At 45.9% G+C, this 21,677-nt stretch carries 19 protein-coding genes; 6 read left to right on the top strand and 13 right to left on the bottom strand.

Annotation, left to right across the window (positions count from 1 at the left end; translation table 11 throughout):
• Positions 1 to 444, top strand: a complete 444-nt coding sequence (locus AC3Y23_RS05830; protein ID WP_379196595.1) for a copper amine oxidase N-terminal domain-containing protein — start codon at positions 1 to 3, stop codon at positions 442 to 444.
• Positions 445 to 467: 23 nt separating this feature from the next.
• Here AC3Y23_RS05830 and AC3Y23_RS05825 read toward each other — a convergent pair whose 3' ends face one another.
• The 9 genes from AC3Y23_RS05825 to AC3Y23_RS05785 all read right to left on the bottom strand — a co-directional run bounded on the left by AC3Y23_RS05825 (position 468) and on the right by AC3Y23_RS05785 (position 10,544).
• Positions 468 to 1,793: an LLM class flavin-dependent oxidoreductase gene (locus AC3Y23_RS05825; RefSeq protein ID WP_379196593.1), complete on the bottom strand. Its 1,326-nt coding sequence runs from the start codon at positions 1,791 to 1,793 to the stop codon at positions 468 to 470.
• Positions 1,794 to 1,819: 26 nt separating this feature from the next.
• On the bottom strand, positions 1,820 to 2,581 hold the full coding sequence (locus AC3Y23_RS05820) for an amino acid ABC transporter ATP-binding protein (protein WP_379196591.1): 762 nt from the start codon (positions 2,579 to 2,581) through the stop codon (positions 1,820 to 1,822).
• 23 nt (positions 2,582 to 2,604) lie between these two features.
• Positions 2,605 to 3,282, bottom strand: a complete 678-nt coding sequence (locus AC3Y23_RS05815; RefSeq protein WP_066362325.1) for an amino acid ABC transporter permease — start codon at positions 3,280 to 3,282, stop codon at positions 2,605 to 2,607.
• A gap of 18 nt (positions 3,283 to 3,300) precedes the next feature.
• Positions 3,301 to 4,107, bottom strand: coding sequence for a transporter substrate-binding domain-containing protein (locus AC3Y23_RS05810; protein WP_379196588.1), 807 nt, complete (start codon positions 4,105 to 4,107; stop codon positions 3,301 to 3,303).
• A 152-nt stretch (positions 4,108 to 4,259) separates the two neighbouring features.
• Entirely contained in the window at positions 4,260 to 6,533 is a 2,274-nt protein-coding gene (locus AC3Y23_RS05805; protein WP_379196586.1) for an FAD-dependent oxidoreductase, read from the bottom strand.
• On the bottom strand, positions 6,530 to 7,567 hold the full coding sequence (locus tag AC3Y23_RS05800) for a Gfo/Idh/MocA family protein (protein WP_379196584.1): 1,038 nt from the start codon (positions 7,565 to 7,567) through the stop codon (positions 6,530 to 6,532). The genes AC3Y23_RS05805 and AC3Y23_RS05800 overlap by 4 nt, the downstream gene beginning before the upstream one ends.
• Complete coding sequence (locus AC3Y23_RS05795) at positions 7,557 to 8,390, bottom strand: sugar phosphate isomerase/epimerase family protein (RefSeq protein WP_379196582.1); 834 nt, start codon at positions 8,388 to 8,390, stop codon at positions 7,557 to 7,559. Before AC3Y23_RS05795 ends, AC3Y23_RS05800 begins: the two co-directional genes overlap by 11 nt.
• Before the next feature lie 205 nt (positions 8,391 to 8,595).
• Positions 8,596 to 9,471 (bottom strand): AraC family transcriptional regulator, encoded by an 876-nt coding sequence (locus tag AC3Y23_RS05790; RefSeq protein ID WP_379196580.1) that lies wholly within the window; start codon positions 9,469 to 9,471, stop codon positions 8,596 to 8,598.
• Complete coding sequence (locus AC3Y23_RS05785; protein WP_379196578.1) at positions 9,468 to 10,544, bottom strand: dienelactone hydrolase family protein; 1,077 nt, start codon at positions 10,542 to 10,544, stop codon at positions 9,468 to 9,470. The genes AC3Y23_RS05790 and AC3Y23_RS05785 overlap by 4 nt, the downstream gene beginning before the upstream one ends.
• Before the next feature lie 539 nt (positions 10,545 to 11,083).
• Between AC3Y23_RS05785 and AC3Y23_RS05780 the strand changes: the two genes are divergently transcribed.
• Entirely contained in the window at positions 11,084 to 12,448 is a 1,365-nt protein-coding gene (locus AC3Y23_RS05780; protein ID WP_379196576.1) for an amidase, read from the top strand.
• Positions 12,449 to 12,916: 468 nt separating this feature from the next.
• Entirely contained in the window at positions 12,917 to 13,621 is a 705-nt protein-coding gene (locus tag AC3Y23_RS05775) for a DUF6199 family natural product biosynthesis protein (RefSeq protein WP_379196574.1), read from the top strand.
• Between the two features lie 132 nt (positions 13,622 to 13,753).
• On the opposite strand, the gene AC3Y23_RS05770 is transcribed toward AC3Y23_RS05775, so the two are convergent.
• Positions 13,754 to 15,493: an ABC-F family ATP-binding cassette domain-containing protein gene (locus AC3Y23_RS05770; protein ID WP_379196572.1), complete on the bottom strand. Its 1,740-nt coding sequence runs from the start codon at positions 15,491 to 15,493 to the stop codon at positions 13,754 to 13,756.
• 448 nt (positions 15,494 to 15,941) lie between these two features.
• Complete coding sequence (locus AC3Y23_RS05765) at positions 15,942 to 17,360, bottom strand: MFS transporter (protein ID WP_379196570.1); 1,419 nt, start codon at positions 17,358 to 17,360, stop codon at positions 15,942 to 15,944.
• Between the two features lie 300 nt (positions 17,361 to 17,660).
• Between AC3Y23_RS05765 and AC3Y23_RS05760 the strand changes: the two genes are divergently transcribed.
• Positions 17,661 to 18,260: a TetR/AcrR family transcriptional regulator gene (locus tag AC3Y23_RS05760; protein WP_379196568.1), complete on the top strand. Its 600-nt coding sequence runs from the start codon at positions 17,661 to 17,663 to the stop codon at positions 18,258 to 18,260.
• Positions 18,261 to 18,469: 209 nt separating this feature from the next.
• Positions 18,470 to 19,123 (top strand): cysteine hydrolase family protein, encoded by a 654-nt coding sequence (locus AC3Y23_RS05755; RefSeq protein ID WP_379196566.1) that lies wholly within the window; start codon positions 18,470 to 18,472, stop codon positions 19,121 to 19,123.
• A 1-nt stretch (position 19,124) separates the two neighbouring features.
• Here AC3Y23_RS05755 and AC3Y23_RS05750 read toward each other — a convergent pair whose 3' ends face one another.
• A complete protein-coding gene (locus tag AC3Y23_RS05750; protein ID WP_379196564.1) occupies positions 19,125 to 20,750 on the bottom strand; it encodes an RNA polymerase sigma factor in 1,626 nt (541 codons plus the stop codon).
• 272 nt (positions 20,751 to 21,022) lie between these two features.
• Between AC3Y23_RS05750 and AC3Y23_RS05745 the strand changes: the two genes are divergently transcribed.
• Positions 21,023 to 21,214, top strand: coding sequence for a hypothetical protein (locus AC3Y23_RS05745; protein ID WP_379196563.1), 192 nt, complete (start codon positions 21,023 to 21,025; stop codon positions 21,212 to 21,214).
• Positions 21,215 to 21,279: 65 nt separating this feature from the next.
• On the opposite strand, the gene AC3Y23_RS05740 is transcribed toward AC3Y23_RS05745, so the two are convergent.
• Positions 21,280 to 21,615 (bottom strand): low molecular weight protein tyrosine phosphatase family protein, encoded by a 336-nt coding sequence (locus AC3Y23_RS05740; protein ID WP_379197126.1) that lies wholly within the window; start codon positions 21,613 to 21,615, stop codon positions 21,280 to 21,282.
• Positions 21,616 to 21,677 lie beyond the last annotated feature (62 nt).

The following is a 21,677-nucleotide window of genomic DNA, read 5'->3' as shown; positions in this document are numbered from 1 at the left end:
ATGAAAAGAATACTGAAGATATTTTTGTGTGCGGCAATTATTTCAATGGCAGTTGGAGTAAATAGTGCTTTTGCATCTCGGGAACATCCTAATATTTATATCAACAATGAAAAAATGGATATCTATGCTAATATAACTTGGCTTGGTACTACGCTTGTTCCTATGCGCCCAATCTTTGAAAAGTATGGAATGACGGTTGAATGGGACAATTTAACCAAAACTGTAACTGCACAGAAGGGCGAAAACACAATTAAATTGACACATAATTCATATGAAGCATATTTTAATGGCAAAATAGTACCCTTAAACCAAGCACCGTCACTTGAACCAAGTAGTAATATATTTTACGTAAACTTAAGATTTATATCCGAGGCATTGGGAGCAACGGTCTCATGGTCAAAAACAGATAATGATGCCTCCGTCTACATCAATTTTCCCGAGTGAATCCCTTTACCTGCTTCACACCATCAATCCTGCGCATACCGGTTTTTCGGGATCTGCAGACCAAGATGGCCCCTCAGTGTATCGCTCTCATAATCTAACCGAAACAATCCGCGCTTCTGCAGCTCCGGCACAAGCAGCTCCGTGACATCAGCCAATGTGCCTGGTACTTCACTGTGCAGAATAAACCCATCCGCCGCTCCTGTTTCGAACCATTCCTGCATCCGATCTGCTACTTCTAGCGGTGATCCGAAGAAAGTCGACTTTGGCTCGGCAAATGCCAGCACAGTCTGGCGTAGAGTCAAACCACGCTCGCGTGCTTTTCGCTTGATGCGATCGGTAAAGCTTTGAAAGCTTTTGCTGCCAAGTGTACCTACATCAGGGAACGGTTCATCTAGCGGATACTGCGTGAAATCGTGGAAATCGAAAAACTGTGCGAAATATCGCAGCGACTGGTCAAATGATTTTATTGAAGCGGTCTTGGCATACTTCTCCTCAGCCTCTTCCCTTGTTCGACCTATAACAATATTGGCGCTCGGCATAATGATCAATTCAGACGGATCACGTCCGGCTTCACCAACTTTTCGCTTCAGATCCTTATAATACTTCCTTGCTTCCTCCAAATTGCTAATACCGGTCATGACCGCATCAGAGTGAACGGCGGAGAAATCCTGCCCATCCGCAGAAGAGCCCGCTTGAAAAATAACCGGATGACCCTGGCGTGATCGGGCAATATTCAGCGGTCCCTTCACAGAGAAAAATTCGCCCCGGTGATCTAGACTGTGTAGCTTATTTGGATCAAAAAAGACTCCGCTATCTTTGTCCCTCACAAAGGCGTCATCTTCCCATGAATCCCATAAGCCGCGAGCAACAGACAAATACTCACTGGCTATACGATAACGCGTGTCATGCTCAGGATGATCTTCCTCTGATTTGCTGAAATTAAGCGCTGCCGCACTCATACCCGTCGTCACTACATTCCAGCCCGCTCGTCCGCCGCTAATATGGTCGATAGAAGCAAGCTGTCGTGCACTTGTATAGGGATCGCTGTATGTCGTGGATAATGTGCCGACCAGACCAATACGCGAGGTGGCGTGTCCCAGCGCAGACAACAGCGTCAAAGGCTCCAAGTGATTGGCATAGTGCGGAGTCGATTTCTCGTTTATATGTAGGACATCCGCGATAAAAACAAGATCCAGCTTGCCAGCCTCCGCAATCAGCGCCTGTTCACGGTAGAAGTCGAAGGCAATGCTCGCGTCCGACCTGACCTCGGGATGCCGCCATGCGCTTACACTTGATCCAACACCATGGATCATCGCACCTAGTTTAATTTGTCTGCGGTTTGTCGTCATGTCGACCATCACCCTTTCAGTTACTTCTATCTGGTACTCATACTGCCTGTATCGAAGCGACTTAAGAACTGCCTTACCCGCTCATTACGGCTGTCTTCGAAAATATGCTTCGGTGTCCCATCGTCAGAAATAATGCCCTTCTCCATAAAAATAACACGGTCCCCGACCTCTCTGGCAAAATTCATCTCATGTGTCGCGACGACAAGCGTCATCCCTTCCTGGGTCAGTTCCTTCATGACGAGCAGCACTTCACCTACCAGTTCAGGATCGAGCGCAGACGTTGGCTCATCGAACAGCAGGATGGCCGGCTCCATCGCTAACGCTCGCGCAATACCGACCCGTTGCTGCTGGCCGCCTGATAGCTGCGCTGGAAAACGGTCCGCGAACTCGCCAAGGCCGACCTTGTTCAGCAATAATTTCCCACGCCGTATAGCATCAACAGAGTTCCATCGTTTGACTACGATTAGCCCCTCAATGACATTCTCCAATGCTGTGCGGTGTGGAAACAATTGATGGCTTTGGAACACCATGCCGGTCTTTTGCCGATAACTGGTCAACTCGCGTATTTTCTTCTTGCCTCCATCTCCAAAGGACATTGACAATCCATCCAGTTCGATCATGCCGGCATCAGGTATTTCCAGCAAATTCACGCAGTTGAGCAAAGTCGATTTCCCTGATCCGGAAGGACCGATGACAATGGTTGTCTGTCCTTTTGCGATATGCAAGTCGATCCCCCGAAGAACTTCTGTCGGACCGAAGCTTTTACGCAATTGCGAGATCGTTAACATGTTCGCCGCCTCCTTCTCCTCATTTAAAGCGAATACTTTCCGAATTTGTTCTCCAGCCGATGTTGAAAAATCGTGAGTACAGAGCAAATCGCCAAATAATATCCGGCGGCCACAATGTAGAGCAGCATCGGTTCAAACGTGGACGCAGCAATTTGCTTAGCTACGCCAAACAAATCGGGTAAGGTGACGAGTGCAGCCAGTGAGGAGGTTTTAAACAAGCTGATGAACTGACTGCCGAGCGGCGGGATGCTGATCCGCGCCGCTTGCGGCAAGATTACACGCCTTAACACCTGGAAGGGCGTCATCCCAAGAGAATACCCTGCTCTCCATTGCCCCTGGGGCAGTGATTTGATCGTCGAACGCATAATTTCAGAGCAATAAGCTGCTTCCGACACCGTAAGAGCGATGACAACCGTGGGAAATGCAGGTAGAATGATGCCAAAACTCGGTAGCCCATAAAAGATAATGAACAATTGGACAAGGATTGGTGTGCCCCGGATAATCCACACATAGAACCGTGATGGCATCCGCAAATAGGGTTTATGTGACAACCCTGCCAAAGCGATCAGCAGTGCAAAAATCAGCGAAAGCCCGAACGAAAGGATGGACAACGGTATCGTATATTTAAGCATCCCCTGCAGCAGCGGCCACAACGAGTGGAGAAAAACATCCCACAATCTTTCCGCGCGCTCCTGACTCATGTCGTTTCTCCCTCCATCCTATTTCAGTACATTTTCTCCGAACCATTTGACGGACAGCTTCTCGTAAGTGCCATCCTCCTTCACGCTCTTCAACGCCTCGTTAAATGCCGCAGTGACAGTTCCGTCCCCGCCCTTAACCAGTGGCAGTGCAACAATTTCTTGAGTATCTGCCTCAGCTGCGGCTCGCAGCTTCAGATCCGGACGGCTTTTCTTAAGTTCAATGAAATACAAATTGTTGAAGATAATAGCGTCAACCCGCTTATTCTTCAGCAGCTCAAGACTTTCGCCTTCCGGCACAAGCTGAGCCCCATAGGATTCGGCCAGTTTACCGTAAATGCTCGTATTAGAGCCGTAAACCTTTTTACCCTTCAGATCCTCGAAACTATTGATGTCTTTCGTCTCATCCAGCACAATAAGCGTCGGATACGAGATCAGATATGGGTCGGTAAAATCGTACTTCTCCTTGCGTTCGTCGGTTACTCCGATTTGATGAATGGAATCGAAGCGTCCTGCGTCCAGACCAGCCAGCATTCCGTCCCACTCCGCTTCCTTGAACACCGGCTTCACACCTTCGACACGATTCCAAACCTCCGTAAGCAGTTCGATATCAAAGCCGGTTAACGGACGATCATTGCCCTCCTCGTGGAAAGCATAGGGTGGATAAGTACCCGTAGTAGCGATAACAAACTCGCCTTTCTCCTTCAGCTTGTCCAGCGAAGTCTGCTTGGCAGCCGGTGGGTTAGTAGAAGGAGCTGCAGCAGATTCATTGCCTTTATTGTTTGAGCATCCTGACGCGATTAACGTCAGAGTTAATACTGTAATCATAGATAAGCTTTTTATTTTGAACATTTCACTCGCCCCTTGGCTATTTAGTTGTGCGCGGCCTCTCGCATGCACACATCATATTACACAGTTATACAATCTGTATAGTTGGTTTTAAAAGGATGCCAATCTACTTGCATTAGATCACAATACAGTTATATTTCGTAGCAACGAATCTCGTAAATCGAAGCTTCCGTACTCCCATTCGTGGCATGTACAACCACTCGAATTCGCTCGGCTAACAATGGTTCAGACAAGCAATGCGAAACATGCCGTTGGTAATTATCGGTTATTTCCATGGCTATCCGCCACCCTTCGCCATCCCACGCTTCGATGCTATAATCCCGTGGACAGTTCGGTTCGCGGAAAAAGGCAGGGTATCGATTAAGGTCCTGCAGCAGATGGCCAGGGAAAGTTAGCTCCACCGTTCCGATCTGTTGAGGTTTGCTCCAACGCAGTTCAAGTGACTGCGGGAGACACTGCCCTGGCGCTGAGCGCCACAAATTGGTCGTTCGATGCGGCCTAGACGTTCCACTAGTCGTTCTTTCTGGGCCAAACACTGCCTGTGGCGGAGTTACTCGCAAGCTCATCGTTCGCCCATCCTCATGACTCCGCAGACGGCCAGATTCCAATTCGCTTGCTGAAGGCAGCCCTTGATGCACACTTGCTGCGCGATGCCAGGACAATTCCTTCGCTCCAAAAGCATCAAGACGCATATAACCGTCCTGCGGAAAGGCTTCTTCAGCTCTTTTATCCAGCTGTACCTGCCACTGCACCCAGCCGGTATACGCAGCGGGAACTGTCAATTGAGCGAAGGCCAGAACACTCGTTGCTGAAACGGTATCCCTCTTATCCGTGGCTCCATTATGACTGCCGTTCACGCTGTAATCCCAGATGTGCTCGGTACGATGCAGTTCTACCGAGAACGTTTGCGGCTGATCCGTAGAATTAGCAATCCACATATCGACTTGCTCTAGCAGACCGCACACGGGTACCCATTGGCTGCGGCGAATGTCGAGCGAATCGGCATCAGGACCTGGCTCAACCGTCGTCAAAAAATCTTCACTACTGGCAGTGACTTCTGCACTGCGAGCGAGATCAAGCGGATCAGCGTTCGTTACATTCGGCAGGAAGCAGCCTCTACGCAGCAACGTTTGCTGTACCTTGGCAATGGCCGTAGTCGGTATATCCGGAATAGCAATGCCTTGCTGCAGTGCGATGGCGGCTGTCGTTCCAGCGGCTTGCCCCATAATCGCCGTCGTCGACATCACGCGAACCGTCCCAAGAGCAGCATGCGTTACACTTACATTCCGCCCTGCCATCATCAGATTGTCGATGTCCTTCGCAATCAGAATACGCAGCGGGATACCATAAGGACTGATAATTTCTCCCGCCCCCGGCAGCTCGCTTGTCGGCGCAAGCAGTCCTCCCGGGATATGTAAATCCAGATACCAGCCCCCGAAAGCGACCTCATCGGGAAAGGCTACTTCCTGCTGCACATCGTGCTCGGTCATTAGATAACGTCCAATAATACGGCGGCTTTCCCGCTTCCCCGGCACTTGACCGATCCAATCCAGCGCATAATTCGCCGCTTTGTCTCGTGTCAGAGGGTCCTTATTTTTAATCCAATCCCACACCCCGAGAACGTGGCGCGTAAGCTCATGGCGAATGGTCTCCGCATCATGGATCGTATCCCAAGGCGTACCGAGCTCGAACCACCAGTAGCCGGCCCGAATGTCATAAGGCTTACGGTTATGCCCATAGAAGAAGGCCGGGTCGTCATAGGAAGCCGCCCATGAAGGCGCGTGAAACGGTGCTGGCCGGCCCGTATCACGAGCGCGAAAATGAATGGAGCTGCCCATCGTATCACTGCTTGCCATCTCCGGTGCATGCAGCTCTCCGTATTCGTCTCGACTCTCTGAGCCCATCCGCCATTCGTTGCCTGCCAGTGCTGCAATTGTGCCATCCCCGGTACAATCGATAAAGACCTTCCCTTCAATTCGCAGGTCTGTCTCAGCGCCAAGAATATGACCGGTTACAGCGGTAATCTGCCGCTCTCCATGTCTGTGCACTTGCTGCACCGTGGTGTTCAAATAAACAGTCAGATTATCTGTCCTTACCGCCAAATCATACAGCGTCATATCCCATACGCTGTTCGTCCAACCATTATTGTGGAATTGCTCATGATTATTCGCCCGATCCGCTCCCGCAAGCTCCGTAAGAATGCCTGTTTCGCGCGCGTAAGCATGGAATCGTCCGGCACCGTGTGGAGTCACGCGAATCTCCGACGAGCTGTTGCCACCGAGGACAGGACGGTCCTGCAGCAGTGCAGTTACGGCTCCCTCGCGTGCCGCAGCTATTGCTGCACTAAGGCCAGCCAAGCCACCGCCAATAACGACTACGTCGTATGATGCTGATTTGCTGCTCATCTTTCCCCTTCACTCCCTTCTTCCGATGTACTCCCATAAAGGGTTGCCCTTCTAGAAACCGCCTCTGCCACTTCCACGGATTGAATGGCTGTTGTAATTCCGCCGGTGGTCTGAAGACCGGCACGAAGTTCATTAAAGAATCCAGCATTTTCCTCATAAAATCCGTTAACCACATAAGGCTCTTCGCTTCCCGCTGTCGCAGCACCAGCCCAACTGGCTGTTCGATGATTACTAGACCAAAGCTCGGCACTGCCAGGCGAATCATGTGATGTCCAAAAAGGAAGCTTTAGCCGGAGAGAGACTCCCTCACCTGAAACCTCCACACGCTCATACACTGCTCCCGCAACGGGATAATAGTTTAGATTGAATGTGATTCCGGACAAAAACTCCCCTTCAAGCGCAACATTAGTTACACCCGCCCCCAGATGCGGAAGCTTCCTGTACCGCAGACGAATATTGCTATAGTCAGAGCCAACCAACTCGCGCAGTGCATCTATACCATGAATAACCGTAACTGACGCATCCTCATCGTCCGTCCGCCCAACTCTGCTGATATCGTATGCAATATGATGAAGACGACCAGCAGCACTCCATTCCTCCAATTGACTGCGAGCTTGAATGACAAGCGGCATATACCGTCTGTTAAAAGCTACCCGATTCGGAATCTCAGACCCGTCAGGCCGCTGCGCCGCTGCAGCAATTTGCAACGCTTCCTCCTTTGACACGCCCGGAGGCTTCTCCAGCAGCAGTGGATATCCTCGCTCCAAGATCGAAACCGCCAGACCTGCAATGTGCGGCGCCGGCACCAGCAGACAAACCACGTCAGGACGCTCTTTCTCCAGCGCTTCTTCCACTTGGGTATACGTCCGGGTAAAGCCGAATTCTGCAGCGAACGCGGCAGCCTTTACTGGGTCAGCATCTACACAGGCGACAAGCTCCGTATCCGGATGCTCCGCCACATAACGCCGGTAGGCTGGTCCATGTCCTCGCCAGGCAATGCTGCCGCATCCGACAACACAAATTTTAAACGTCACTACCTGTCCACTCCTTCGCTAATTGCTCTGCACGCTTCAAGGCTTTGATCTCCCGCGGCAAATGGATGTCATACGGCTCCCATTGGAACCATTCCCCGCTTAAATAATCGGTATAGCCGATTGCTTGCAGAGCATGAATGACCTCCGCGTGATCAATGTCCCCGCTGCCGATGGCCAGGTACTGCGGATGCCCGTTCTCCCGTTTCGGACCAGCAGCACCATCGTGCACATGCACATGCTTAATATGGGGGCCAAGTATCTGAGCTACTTCTGCCGGAGAAGCATTACCTTCATGCTGCGTATGCAGCACATCCCACAATACGCCTAAGGCCGGAAGATTCACTCTTCCCAGCAGTTCTGCGAGTGTATGCGGGGCCGACCAATCATCATGTGTTTCTAACAACAGCGTGATCCCTTCTCTTTGTGCAATCGGCGCAAGCTGGCCAAGAGCCGCAATCACTCTATTCGTGGCGACCTCTCTAGAATCTTCTGCAGCGAGTCGGCCGCAAAACAACCGGACAAACGGAATGCCCACATCCTTTGCCAGCGTAATAGCCTCTGATGCAGCTGCTATTTGCTTCTCAGCATCCGTAGCCGTTGTAAATCGGGAGGAAATGCCTAGAGCTGTCAGTGCGATGCCACTTCTAGCTGCTTCTTGACGGAGTGCTAAGCGCGTCTCTCTGCTAGCCGTCACCTCAATGCCATGAGCATGACCAACGCCACTGCGAATTTCCAAGCCGTGATACCCGAAGTTACGCGCCACCTCTAACAGCTCCGTCAACGAAAGCTGTGGGGCGGATGCCGTGTTAAATGCGTATTTCATGCCAGTCCCCCTTGTGTGTACTTTTATAAAATGACTGTAACCTAATTAATGCAGAAGCCACCTGCCCGATCATCTACCACTCGTTTCTTGAGAAAATGCACGTTACTCCTAATTTTGCGCACAGCAAAATCACCGGCGCTGAGCAGTATGGCCTCAGGCGGCCGCCGGTGTCTATTTCCCAGGCAATCTAACAGCACGCCTCCCTTTAAACTTGGCGGGAACGCTTGCGAAAAGCTTGCGGGGATAACCCCATCTTTTTCTTGAATGTTTTGCAAAAATACGCACTGCTATTGAATCCTGTCTGCTTCCCGATCTGCACCACCGGACGGTCTGTCACTGACAGCAGCAAGCAGGACTCACGAAGCCTGCGGGCAATAATATATTGGCTGAGCGTACAACCGGTTTCCTCGCTGAACAAATGTGATGCATAAAAAGGAGAGACATGCAGGCTTTCGGCCAGCTTTTCCAATGAAAATTCCTCATGATAATGCTCCTCAATCCAGTTCATCATATGTTCAATATGACGGCCCTCACGTTTATCTATGACCTGGGCCTGCTCGTGCTCAGAGGCTCTTTCGTACATTTTGCGCAGTGTTCGCATGAAATCTATCAGGAACAGGAGCAGTTCCTCTTGACGTTCATAATTCGGCACTTCCGCTAACCGCTGCTTGAATTGCCCGGACAGGACGTCGAAGCCAGTAACCTCCTCCTCCGTTAACGAGAACAACTGGCGTTCCAGCTTGCCTTTCCATATTCGTTGAAAAAAAGCATGTAAGCTCGGGAACAACGCAGCATAGCGGTCGAACAAATAAGGATCGAATACAATTGGTGTACGCACATAGGGCGGCTCCATTTTAAAGTGGTGCAGCTGGTAGGGCTGAATGATAACAAGCGTTCCGGGACCAACGGAATGTACCTTTTGTTCCAGAATAAGCTGGCCCTGCCCTTCCAGCACAAGTACAATCTCAAGACCTTGATGTGCGTTTACGATTTCCAAATGGCCTTTGCGAGTTGCAAGGCGGTGAAAGAAAAGGAAGTTCTGCTCGACAAGCTGCGGTACCGGATTAATCAGCCGACTCATCTGCCGGTCATCTCCTGCTGCAGCCAATCAAAGGAATGGGCACCGCCAATTTCATGCCCGCCTTCAAAGACCTCCACCTGGAAGCGGCTCGCCGCCCCCAGCTTTTCATACTGTTGTTTCAATATATCTGCCGCTTTAATCGCTCCTTGAACTGGGAATATATGATCTCTTCTCCCGACTTCCAGGTATAACGAGCGAGGAGCGATCAGCCCGATCAGGTCCGGCATATCCCCCAACTCGACGATGCCGGGAATGTAATCGCATAAGCAATTTTGTCCGACAAAGAAGGAGCTGTCTTCATAGGTGTTTGGATACCCGCTTAGTACGAGTGCTGTGAGCCTTACATCCAACGCTCCTGCCAAGTAGCCCACAAAAGCTCCCCCAGATAACCCCATCACGCCAATGCTATCTCCTTGTATTTCCGGTCTGGCCAGCGCATAATCTGCCGCTATTAGCGTTTCCAAAGTACGAACACCTGCAAGCGTTTCTCCCAGATGAATTAAATAAGAAGACAGCTTATAGCAAGAAGAATTACCTATAGCCCTGGGGTCCAAATGACTGTCCGCAATTAGGCGTCTCTCTCCGAAACCGAGCAATTCGGGCACGATGACAGCCAAGCCGCGCTTAACCAATGACAGAGCGAAATGCTTGTGGATACCTGTACCTTCCGGTTCATCCTGCCCATCCGGCGAGAGGCCGACCAGCTCGCGGCTGCCATAACCGTGTCCGTGCAGGGCTAGTACCGCCGGTACAGGATTATCCGCTGTTGCGGTTTTAGGAAGCAGAACATAAGCAGGCATTAGCAATCCGTCTCTCGTTTCAATCTCAACGCGTTCCCGCACATAGTCTCCGCAATCTATCGACTCCTTGTGGAAAGACTCAGGTACTTCATACACAGCCTCTCCGCTGCCTAGCTGAGCAATGCGCGCAGGTGGAATACGAAGAATTTGTGCCAGTCGTTCTCTGCGTCGTTGTCTTTCAGCATCATCGAGAACATCCGGTAATTTGGATGCTTCTTCTAGTTTATTTTTATACAATGTATCGATAAAAGCATTTGGGGAGCCGCTTCTCATCCTATCGCCTCTTTCTAATCTATAAGACAAACTTAAGATTCTCACTTAAGGGCTCGTTCGTCACTACGGTGAATGTTTGGACTTACGGTCGCTGTTGTATCCAGATTCCTTCTTTTTAAGCCGCTTTTAGCGGTTGAAATCTGGATACAAAGGCGATCGCTCACGCTCCTACAGTTCCAAACCTTCCCCTCCGTTCCTTCTCGCTCTTTGTTACTTTCTTATATTCATCTTATATAGATTGATAATTTTTGTGTAATGATTGTACTTAATTGTGCTCAAAGTTGAGCCGCTGAACAGCATTCAGAATCATTATTCCAACACACAAGTTAGAATGAAAAGTGCGTAACAGCAAGGGTTAGCATTACTTTTCTGCTATCATAGTATGGGTACTCCCAGATGTAAAGTTGGATATTAAAACGTAGCAATATAGTTATATCTATACACAACGTACGACAATGATCGCAATATAATTCAATTTTTGCTCAACATCTTATCTCTTTAATACATTATGCTTGAATGCAGGAGGGAGAAGATTCCGAATGAAAGATAATACTTCATGGACCATTGCTGCTGCAGGGCAAGCGTTGCGGGACGGTCGACTATCCCCTTTATCCCTGCTAGATTTGCATCTGCAGCGTATTGCTAATAATGAGCCGCGCTATCATACGTTTATTCTGCTCATGGAGGAAGAAGCACGTGCTCAAGCTAGGCAGGCCGAGCAGGAGCTGAGGAACGGATTAGACCGCGGTCCGCTGCACGGCATCCCTATATCGGTCAAAGATATGATTGCGTACGCGGGTATCCCGATGACGAACGGCTCAGGACGTACGCCCCCGTTCAAGCCAAGCATACACGCTCACATCGTAGAGCAACTCCTTGAGGCTGGCGCCGTGATCATTGGCAAATCTCATCTGCATGAATTTGCGTATGGCAAGCATCACCCGGCATATGGAGCAACCACTAATCCCTATCATTCTGGCCGCTTGCCTGGCGGATCCAGCTCCGGCTCTGCCGCAGGCGTTGCTGCCGGGTTCGCGCTCGGCTCTATAGGGACCGATTCTGCAGGGTCGATCCGGGTGCCGGCCAGCTTTTGCGGAGTCGTAGGGTTTAAACCTACCACCAACCGCCTCAGCCTGTCAGGGATTACACCGCTCGCTCCTTCGCTGGATCATGCCGGCATTATCACCCGCACCTGTGAAGATGCTTCGTTGCTTTTTGACGAATTGGTTCTTAACCCTAACATAACGCCTAAAGAGACTGACAACAGAATACGGCGGCAGCCTGTAACCGCTCCATCAAGGTTCGGTGTGCCCCTCTCCTATCTGCAATCGACGACCGATCCGGAAGTCCGTGCCGCAGTACTGGAAGTCGTTCGTACACTTGAGGGTCAGGGTGCAACCGTAGAGTGGCTTCTTAACGATTTGCCCATTCTAGAAATCAAAGAAAAGACTTGGAGTATTCTTCATTATGAAGCTTACTCTACGCACAGCAATCATTTGTCCGATTGGGCTGAAGGCTATAGCGAGCCGCTGCAAAGCAACTTGCGTGTGGGACAAGCCATCACAGAGGCAGAGTATAAGGACTGTCTATCCTGGCGTGATTCCTCATTCCACTTAATTGACCAACTGTTTACGGGCATCGACGTCATCCTTACACCTACCTGTCCCGTCACAGCTGGACCCGTTCATAGCACGACTGCCAACAGACCTGCCAATGGCGAATTCACGCCGCTAGCCAATTTATGGGGACTACCCGCGCTCACACTGCCCATCGGTTTGTCACAGGAGGGTATGCCCATCGGCTTACAGCTAACAGGGAGACAGGGTGATGACCGCAGCGTACTGGCAGCTGGTGTATATATCGAACAACTCCTCGATGCGGCCAAGCTGTGGCAGCTGCCATAGACATACAAGCATTTGTATTAAATATACTGAGCATGATTGATAGGGACGTGGTGAACAATAGGTTGGGACTTACTATTCGGGATTACAGCAACAATTGATTCACGGTAGCAAAATGGGCGGATGTAGCAGCAGCTGTATAGAGCTTTTTCCAAACAAATAAGAATAGGCTGTTCCTTGAGCAGAAGTTTCTGCAAAGAGGACAGCCTTTTTTCGTTGCTACATAAAGTGAACTTAAGAATAGCACCTTGCTGATTGATTATATCCTTATTTTTACAGGTGATCCTCCAGTCAGCTTGCCTAATTCTTAAGTTCAGCTTATATACATGATATATATTTTTGTTCCGTCCATCAGAATTACCAATCTGTTCAAGTAGAAAAGTAGCCTGCAAGTATTCACGTAGCAACTAGTGCCGCAACCATCCCCCTTAATTGGCGTATTAAAGAAAAACTGGAAAGGATGACGTTCAGATGTCAGCGCTGCTCAAAAAAATCCGGACACCTACCTTTATTTTCTTTTCGTGTGTTCTGGCCCTGTCCGTAATGGTAGTGATTCTGTCCAAACCTTACTTTACAGAGCGTATTTTCTATGTAGAGAACTACAAATACTCTTTCTACAGCGAACAAGATAATGTTGTCACCTATCGAAGCAAAACAAACGATCCTATACAAGTAAATCTTGATCATGGTAAGCGTACGGTAACCATCCAACATCAGGAGTATTTTATTACGAAAATCGATTCTTCACCCAGTCCGAATTACAAAGTGATATATCCTAACGGCCACAAATACGAAGTCCATGATGCTTCCGGAATATTATTGACCTCCGATGGACATGGAAATTACGTCTCCGAAGTCTCTATTTTCGTTAACAATCAAAGAATACCTCAGGACGGCGAAGAGCAATATTCACCCTCTACCCTGGTAACAGCAGCGTACCCCGAATATCATGACACTCAAGGTGCTCCAGCGCTTCTGTATCTCGCATTAGCCGTGTTGATTTACGGATGGAGCAGCTTTCGCTATCGAAAATTTCAAGACATCCTTTTCTTACTCTCGCTTCGTTGGATATGGGTAAACGACCCTGAACCTAGCGACTTTTATTACTTCATGACCAAAGCTAGCGGTATTATCGCCATGATAGGCGCTCTCTGGATCGCCGTTCAAGCCTTCTGAACCACTGCCCACGGCAAAAGCCATCAAGAAATCAATGCAGCAAAAAGACACTGAGATTTTATTCATCAGTGTCTTTCTGGTTGATACTTTTCCACCAACATCATATTTCATCGTTGAACTCAGAGTCGTAGTTTAAAGCAACTTAATCAGCTCTTCTAGCTCATCAACCAATACTTTTGCATGTTCAAAATTAGTATCTTTCAAGGCCAATTCTATTTGCATTTCAACTGATTTTTTCTTTTGTTCAGTTTCTAAATAGTCTTTATCAAAATGACTAGCATAAATCATCTGTTTGAATTTTTTCATTTTCATTTTTCTAATCGTCTTATCGTCAATGATTAATACATAATCCATACCATTTACAACAGAATAGAAATCATGAGAAATCATGAGAATCGCACCTTTATAGTCTTCGATGGCCTTCTCCAGTGCTATTTGTGTATAGGTGTCTAAATGGCTTGTCGGTTCATCAAGAAGCAATACGTTTGCTTTACTGGCAGAAACTTTAGCCAATTGAAGTATATTTTTTTCTCCACCAGATAATGATTCTATCTTCTGATTAACGCTTTCTCCTTCAAATCCATAATTTGAAAGATACGATCTAACCTCGTCATAGGTACTAATTCCAGCATCGATAAATTCTTCAAGAATTGTATTAGAATCATTTAGCACTTCGCCTTGTAGCTGAGATAAATAAGCCACTTTAGCATCAGCATTTATTACAATTGAATCGTGATTATTCTTAAAAATTTCTCGAAGTAAAGTCGTTTTCCCAGTACCGTTTGCCCCGATAATAGCTACTTTATCTGTAGATTTGATCTCAAAGTTAACATTTTCCAAAAGCAACTCATCAAAGGTAACACCATAATTATTGACATTTACAACAATGGTGTCTTCAATTTCATTTTCAATACCAAAACTGATTTTCGGTTGCTTAATATCAACAAAAGGCGCTTTAATTCTACGTGCTTCCAATCTCTCTTGAAACTTAACTCTAGCTTTTAAGGCTCTCCCTCTAGATGCTTCTGAATTATAGGTTGCGATAGCTCTAAGATTATCGATTATACTATCATATCTCTCAATTTCTTCAGCTTCAGCGACTGCGATTTCTTGCAACTCTATTTTTGTCTGAAGTAACGAGAAGTTATACTCAATATATCGCCCATCAAACTCTTGAATCTCCGTGTTTTCAAGGTGGATAATTTTGTTGAAGCAATGATTCAATAGATATCGGTTGTGCGTAACAACTAACAGTATGCCTTTGTGTGCATTAATAAGATTTTTAAGCGCATTTAGGTTTTCAAAATCTAAAAATACATCCGGTTCATCCATAATCATTAAGTCTGGACTATTAAGCATTTCCTTCATTACTTGAATAAGCTTGAATTCTCCACCACTCAGGTCAGATACCCTAGCATCTTTTAGGTTCATGAGGTTTGCAAGATTTAGCTTCTTATTAATGTTGCTTTCAAAATCGTTCCCACCTATTGCTTCAAATGCGTCTAAAGCTAATTGATACTTTTCTAACAGCACTTCAATATCCGATGAAGTTTCCATTTCAGTACAAATGGTTTCTATTTCATTTTGTTTCTTAATAAATTCTTCTCCGATATATTCAAAAACAGTTGTTTCTTTCGATCTGTCTAGCTCAGAGAACTGACTTACAAACCCAATTTTACAAGTCGGGTCTATTTCTAACTTGCCCTCGAACAAATATCTTTCTGGATCCATCAGTATATCGATCAGTGTGCTCTTCCCACTGCCACTTGTTCCAATAAAAGCGCAATGTTGTGCTTCTTCTAACGTGAATGAAATGTTTTTGTATAGTTCTTTTTGTGGAAATGAGAAGGATAAGTTATCTACTTTTATCATGGTATTACCTTTCTTTCTAACTAAAATAGTGAGTATTATTAGATGTATTGCAAAACATAATGTTGAGTTTACCGTTGTAAGAGTAACACTGATTATAGCCAACTTCAATCATTTCAAAGTAAAGTTGTTCGTAAAAGCGAAAAATACTACTATATGAATCCACTGGTCAGGGGGAGCGCTATAGTGAATTAATTGCAAGAGTGGTTGGTGACACCTCTCATTATCGTTAATAATCGACGCTTCGCAGATTGATTATACTCGGCAAAAAAGGCTGTCCTCTTTGCAGAAACTTCTGCTCAAGTGACAGCCTTTTTTATTGTTTTTCCAAGCTGAGGTGACGTATTAGAGTACGTATGCGAACCCAACCCTACCAAATGTGATCAAATACTCTAGACAAAACATCCTTATTCAATTTTCAACCGTAGGAATAACGAACAATTTTACACGATTACGCCGCATCCTGGGCTTGCTGTTTAGTAGCTTTCTTGCTACCCGGACGCAACAGTAGAAGCACAACGATAAATGATGCCGAAATAAATACAATCGAACCAATAATCGCTGTAGAGACACCTGCTGTAAATTCCGCGTCAGTTGGCGTTCCAGTTCGAACGAACGATCCAAAAACCGCCGTAAGGACAGCCAATCCAAGCGATCCACCCGTTTGGTGTGCCACATTGACCAGCCCTGATGCCGCCCCCGCATCACGCGGATCAACATCAGACAGTCCAAAGGTGGTAAATGGAATAAACACAATACCTGCACCTATCCCCAATACGACCATCGGGATCATAAGCCCTGGGAAGAACTTCAAGTCCGTTGAAATCTGACTCAAGAAGATCATCGCAATGATGACTATAAAAATACCACTAATAAGCACTTTCGCATTTCCGTAGCGAGACACAAGCCATGGCATGGCATACATCATTCCGAACTGAACCATAGTCATAGGTAGAAAGGCAAGTCCAGTCTCGAGTGCCGTAAAGCCAAGCACATGCTGCAAGAATTGTGACATGAAAAAAAACATCGAGAAATTGCCGCCTACAAACAATAGTCTACCCAAATATGCGCCAGACCGTTCACGACTTGCGAATAGACGAAGCGGTGTAATCGGCTGTTCGACCCGTGACTCGATGAAAACAAAGGCTGCCAGCAAAATAATTCCTATGAGCAATGAAGTTATGGTTATAGAATTCCCCCATCCGTCGTCTGCCGCGCGGACAAAGCCATATACGAGAGCGGTCAGACCTACTACAGAAGTAATCGCCCCCATGATATCAAAACGACCGGTGCTTTTATTCGTCTCTGGCAAAAATTTCGGTGCCAGCACAAGCAGTACAATGCCGATCGGTACATTAATGAACATACCTACACGCCAGGATACCCAGTCCGTTAACATGCCGCCTACAACTAAACCAATGCTTCCGCCAGCTCCGTTGACCGCACTGTACATGGCAATGGCTTTAACCCGTTCCTTAGTCTCCACAAAACTGACAGATAAGAGTGCCAGCGCTGAAGGCGTGGCCAATGCGGCCCCGATCCCTTGCAGAGCACGGGTGATGAAGAGCATTTCAGCGGATTGAGCTAACCCGGCAAATAACGATGCAACCGTAAAAATCGCTGTCCCGATTATAAAAACCCGTCTTCGACCAACGAGATCCCCCGCTCTCGCTCCGAGTAGCAAAAAGCCCCCGAATGCCAGAACATAAGCATTTTGCACCCAGGTCAAGCTCGTTGTCGCAAGGTGCAGTCCGCGGCCAATCTCAGGAAGTGCCGTGATCATAATGGATGCATCGAGAACAACCATAAGCTGACAAGTGATGATGATAGCTAGAATGAGTCTATTATTTGACTGTCGGATAACAACCATCCTTTCTTGATGAATGAACTGAAGCTGATTTTGACAACCATCTGAATAAATAAGTTCAGTATGGTTAATTGTTGGCTGCTGGCCAAAAGTATTGACCGATGTGCTGAATTAGAATAACATGCATTTTAATCAAAGTAAACAAAAAACATTTATTTTGTCTATTATGTATTTCGTGTATTTCTCGTATTCAATGCTGTATAATAAAGTGACACGGTTTGAGAGATTGGAGTTGACATCAACACAATGAGTACACAAGTGGAACCGAGAGAAAAACTACTCAAAAAACTAATACATTCCGGGATGAAGGATGGATTCCAGCATTTGCGGATGGATGACATCGCCAAGCATATGGATGTAAGCCGAGCGACTATGTACAAATATTTTTCATCCAAAGAGGAAGTTATAGCGGGTGTCGTGCAAGTTTTTGTCGATTATATCGAAAGACTCGCAGATCGCAACCCCGAGGATGATGAGCGTTCGTTTGGGATCTGGTTCCAAAAGCTGTTCGACCAGACCGTATCACTCGTCGGTAAAGTCACCGACATCTTCCTCAAGGAGCTTCAGACGATCTACCCGGAGCTATACGATCAATTGAGAGCGGTTCTGAGCAGACGGGAACAACAAGCCCTCATCTTCTATCGCGAAGGAAAAGAAAAAGGTATCTTCAATCCCATCAACGAGCGTCTGATCCTGCTTCAGGATGATCTGCTGCTGCGGGAAATCATCAATATGAAATATCTGCTGCAAAACCAAATCTCCATCGAACAGGTGCTGTACGATTACTACAACCTCAAAAAAATACAGCTATTCAAAGCAGAGAAGCTCGATATCGTGGATGATTCGTTGATTGAACCGGTCATTCAGCACTTCGTGTATAAGTTTAATCGGTCGTTGTCTTGATAGAGGCTGTGAGGATGAGCAGAGAGTTTGCAAAAAGAAAAAGTTGACTTCGCAGATGGCGAGGTCAACTTTTTTTAAGGATTTTATCAGCGAAATATATGCTTTAAAGCTTTATTATGTCCATTTGGACATGTGTCAAAAGAATTCTCACCTTTTCAATTCGACAGCATAAATTAGGTAACATCTAAAATGCCTAGAGGTGGATGTAGATGATTTATTATTGTCCTTACTGTGTTCGTTTGATGGACTATGCAACAAGAAATAACCCAACGATCATTGATGAATGGAATTATGTCGTTGCTCCGCCTCCGCCTAAGCTGCAATTCGTTACAGTCGACCCAAAAACAAGTGCATTGCTCGTTTTAGATATGGAAGCGACGATATGCAATAATCCCCGCTGTATTGCATCCATCTCAACTATCAAACCGCTACTGACGAAAAGCCGTGAACACGGCATGTTAGTTATCTATAGCCTCACACATAATGGAAATGTCTCTGATATTGTTCCTCAGCTATCTCCCTTGCCTAATGAACCCGTTGTGAAATCAAACGTTGATAAATTTTATGAAACCGATCTCGATCAAATCTTAAAAGAGCACGGCATAAAAACCGTGATTGTTACCGGGTATGCCGCTAATGGTGCAGTCCTTCATACAGCGACAAGCGCTGCTTTTCGGGGATATCATGTCATTGTTCCTGTTGACGGAATTTCAGCGTTGAATCCGTATGCCGAACAGTATACATCTTGGCATATGTTGAATAGTCCGGGAACCCGGAACCAGGCCGTTTTAACTAAAGGAGATTGGATACAATTCGGGCAACCTAATATACTAGTACCGAATTCCCCATCCATGATGGGTTAAATTAACTCTCCCAAACCACAGTACAGATACGTTCTTTTTCATCCGCAGCAAGTTCCCTTAAATATCCATTTTTATATAAAATCCATAAAACCGATATGAATGGACTATATCCTGTTAGCAGATGATTGCGTTCGTTATCATTCACAAATGGAGGTATTTCTTTAGCCATTGTACTAATGTAATCATTGAAAGTCTTTTCAATTTCTTTTTTATTTAAAATTTCATCTGAACATTGCTGCAATATGTCATTAACGGCTTGCATCTGTGTTGCGGTGAAATACGGGATTAAAATTTTGAGATGTCCGTCTGCATTAGAGACATAGCTTTTACTAATGAGGCTGGATATAATTTCTTTGTCATAGTTATTCGGGACTTCCATATTAACGATAATCTCATGAACTCGTTTTAATTGTGACATTTCGGTTGGGCCAAAATTGCGATGTCCTCCCATAAATCCCAAATCAAACTGCAAAGCGTGCATGGAATCTGTAACCGGCAGTTTTACTCCGTTCCCCCCTCCTTGTATACAAAATTCACGAAGTTCGTCCGAAATATCGGAAGTAGTTTCAAGAATATCACTCATACGAATACTCGCACATGCCCAGTGCTTGCTTCCGTCTTTGCGCCGCGGAGAAGCATGTTGAAGACCCTTACTCTGTATAATATCAACGTCTATTTTCTGAATAGTTTGAAATATTACGATGGGAATGAGCTGCCATACCAAATAAGCATCATCGAAATCAGCTAAGGAATCATCAATTTCTTTGATTCTTGGTAACGCCTCCTTGATAACCAGATCAAACTGTTGTGCCATGGGTAGTGTATGTTCGAGGTGAAATCTTCGATCGGAGAGTAGATATTTGGCATCAGCTATAAAAAAGTTGGTCTGATATTTGCTTTTGCCGACCACTCTCAAATAATCCATATAGAGCAGCTTATCAATTTTATCTTCAAGATACACTGCCGCCACGCCGAGAGTTCTTGCGATTTCTTCCATAGTTAGCGCCTTACCGTGGCAAATCCAACAAATATTTTGCAAAAGCACATCTGTATGCAATCCACATGGATCATAATGTTGTCCCCAGCCATTCCGCCCCGTACTCAGTCGTATAGGGTTATAAATCCCAATCTGTTCTGTCATTTCAACTCTCTCCTTCAAATCCATTTTGACTTGGCTTAAATGCCACCTGACGGTCGAAGCAGAAATACCGAGAGTTCTTGCGATTTCGTCACCGCTTTTGTCCTCATAATAAAACATTATCGTAATGTCTCTTTTCGTTTTGCTGAGATACATGATCTCCTGCCGTAACTTTTCGGACAACTCTTGTTGTATGAGACTTTCCTCAATACTTCCGCCATCCTCCATGTAATCAAAAGCACTTGGGTTGTTTAATGCATCCCACACTGGCTTAGACTTACGTAAATATTTGGACCATGAATAACAACAAATGCGATAAATGTAGGCGTCCATGTTTTCAATACCTTTATCTACAATTGTCCTGTCACAGAGCGCGATAATAATATCCTGCGATAAATCTTCGGCGTTGTGATAATCATTTGTTTTTAAATATGCAAAGCCAAGTATCCTCTTCGCATATTCTTGAATGAGCGCTTCAGTAAAATCCACCCTCTCACCTGCCTTTCTGAGTACTCATTATATAAGTACCGTCAAAATTGATTTTGTTGGGAAAGTTTTGATTTTATTTTCACTCCAACAACATAAAGAAAAACCCACATCTTTTGAACATGAGTTTGGAATAACAAACTGAAGTGAACTAAATTCATCTTTAACTATAATTATAGTATCGAAAATGTTTTGAAAAATCATAAAATATCCCACACTTATAATAATAATGTTAAAAATAATGGAAAGTGATTCAAACTGGGAGGTGCTTAGTTGTGTTCCCCAAAAATCTAAATTCTGTCGAGGAAGATCATTCAAAGAAACGAATGGATGAAACGCAAATAGAACTACTAAAAAAACCTAAGAAAGGTGTTCTTCGACAACTGACTAATACATTATTAGCAGCAATTTTAGTGGTCGGCGTGTTGTTTTTATTTTTATGGATCATGGATACAATTAGATATTAGAATTGACCTGAGTCCTTATTTGTGAGGGCTCAGTTTCATTTTTCGCATATGGAAAATAATCAAATCTACTCCTCGTCAGGTTCTTCTATGTATTCATATACTCTCGATTTCAAAATCTCTATCAATTCCTCATCCATGAATCGATATTCATCTGGTATATCAAGACAGATTAATTGTTTACTTTTCAATTTGTCTGAAAATTTCTCCTGAAGCCTTCTCTTATGCTTCTTTTCCATCACAAAGATTATATCAGACCACCCAATGTGACCTTCCGTAACCTTAACTCGTGCACCTTCTTCTGTTCCAGCAGATCGAACCTCATAACCGTTCATAGCCTCGAAAATCTTCTCAGCTGTTAAGCTGCGCCACTTATTACGGCTGCAAATAAAGAGTAATTTAATACCTTTCACCTATCCTTTTGTGATTTACTGACAACTACAATCCATCTGGCATTTTCTTGTTC

Source organism: Paenibacillus sp. MAHUQ-45, from assembly GCF_058133325.1.
Note: the sequence above shows the minus strand (reverse complement) of the source record. Positions and strands in the feature narration are given on the sequence as shown.

What these genes read in the sequence shown, in the direction of transcription:
- AC3Y23_RS05785 (WP_379196578.1), bottom strand. Translation starts at nt 10,544, where the DNA reads ATGAGAAGCGGCTCCCCAAATGCTTTTATCGATACATTGTATAAAAAT.
- AC3Y23_RS05795 (WP_379196582.1), bottom strand. Translation starts at nt 8,390, where the DNA reads ATGAAATACGCATTTAACACGGCATCCGCCCCACAGCTTTCGTTGACG.
- AC3Y23_RS05760 (WP_379196568.1), top strand. Translation starts at nt 17,661, where the DNA reads ATGAAGGATGGATTCCAGCATTTGCGGATGGATGACATCGCCAAGCAT.
- AC3Y23_RS05830 (WP_379196595.1), top strand. Translation starts at nt 1, where the DNA reads ATGAAAAGAATACTGAAGATATTTTTGTGTGCGGCAATTATTTCAATG.
- AC3Y23_RS05780 (WP_379196576.1), top strand. Translation starts at nt 11,084, where the DNA reads ATGAAAGATAATACTTCATGGACCATTGCTGCTGCAGGGCAAGCGTTG.
- AC3Y23_RS05815 (WP_066362325.1), bottom strand. Translation starts at nt 3,282, where the DNA reads ATGAGTCAGGAGCGCGCGGAAAGATTGTGGGATGTTTTTCTCCACTCG.
- AC3Y23_RS05755 (WP_379196566.1), top strand. Translation starts at nt 18,470, where the DNA reads ATGATTTATTATTGTCCTTACTGTGTTCGTTTGATGGACTATGCAACA.
- AC3Y23_RS05770 (WP_379196572.1), bottom strand. Translation starts at nt 15,493, where the DNA reads ATGATAAAAGTAGATAACTTATCCTTCTCATTTCCACAAAAAGAACTA.
- AC3Y23_RS05765 (WP_379196570.1), bottom strand. Translation starts at nt 17,360, where the DNA reads ATGGTTGTTATCCGACAGTCAAATAATAGACTCATTCTAGCTATCATC.
- AC3Y23_RS05820 (WP_379196591.1), bottom strand. Translation starts at nt 2,581, where the DNA reads ATGTTAACGATCTCGCAATTGCGTAAAAGCTTCGGTCCGACAGAAGTT.
- AC3Y23_RS05825 (WP_379196593.1), bottom strand. Translation starts at nt 1,793, where the DNA reads ATGACGACAAACCGCAGACAAATTAAACTAGGTGCGATGATCCATGGT.
- AC3Y23_RS05805 (WP_379196586.1), bottom strand. Translation starts at nt 6,533, where the DNA reads ATGAGCAGCAAATCAGCATCATACGACGTAGTCGTTATTGGCGGTGGC.
- AC3Y23_RS05810 (WP_379196588.1), bottom strand. Translation starts at nt 4,107, where the DNA reads ATGATTACAGTATTAACTCTGACGTTAATCGCGTCAGGATGCTCAAAC.
- AC3Y23_RS05790 (WP_379196580.1), bottom strand. Translation starts at nt 9,471, where the DNA reads ATGAGTCGGCTGATTAATCCGGTACCGCAGCTTGTCGAGCAGAACTTC.
- AC3Y23_RS05775 (WP_379196574.1), top strand. Translation starts at nt 12,917, where the DNA reads ATGTCAGCGCTGCTCAAAAAAATCCGGACACCTACCTTTATTTTCTTT.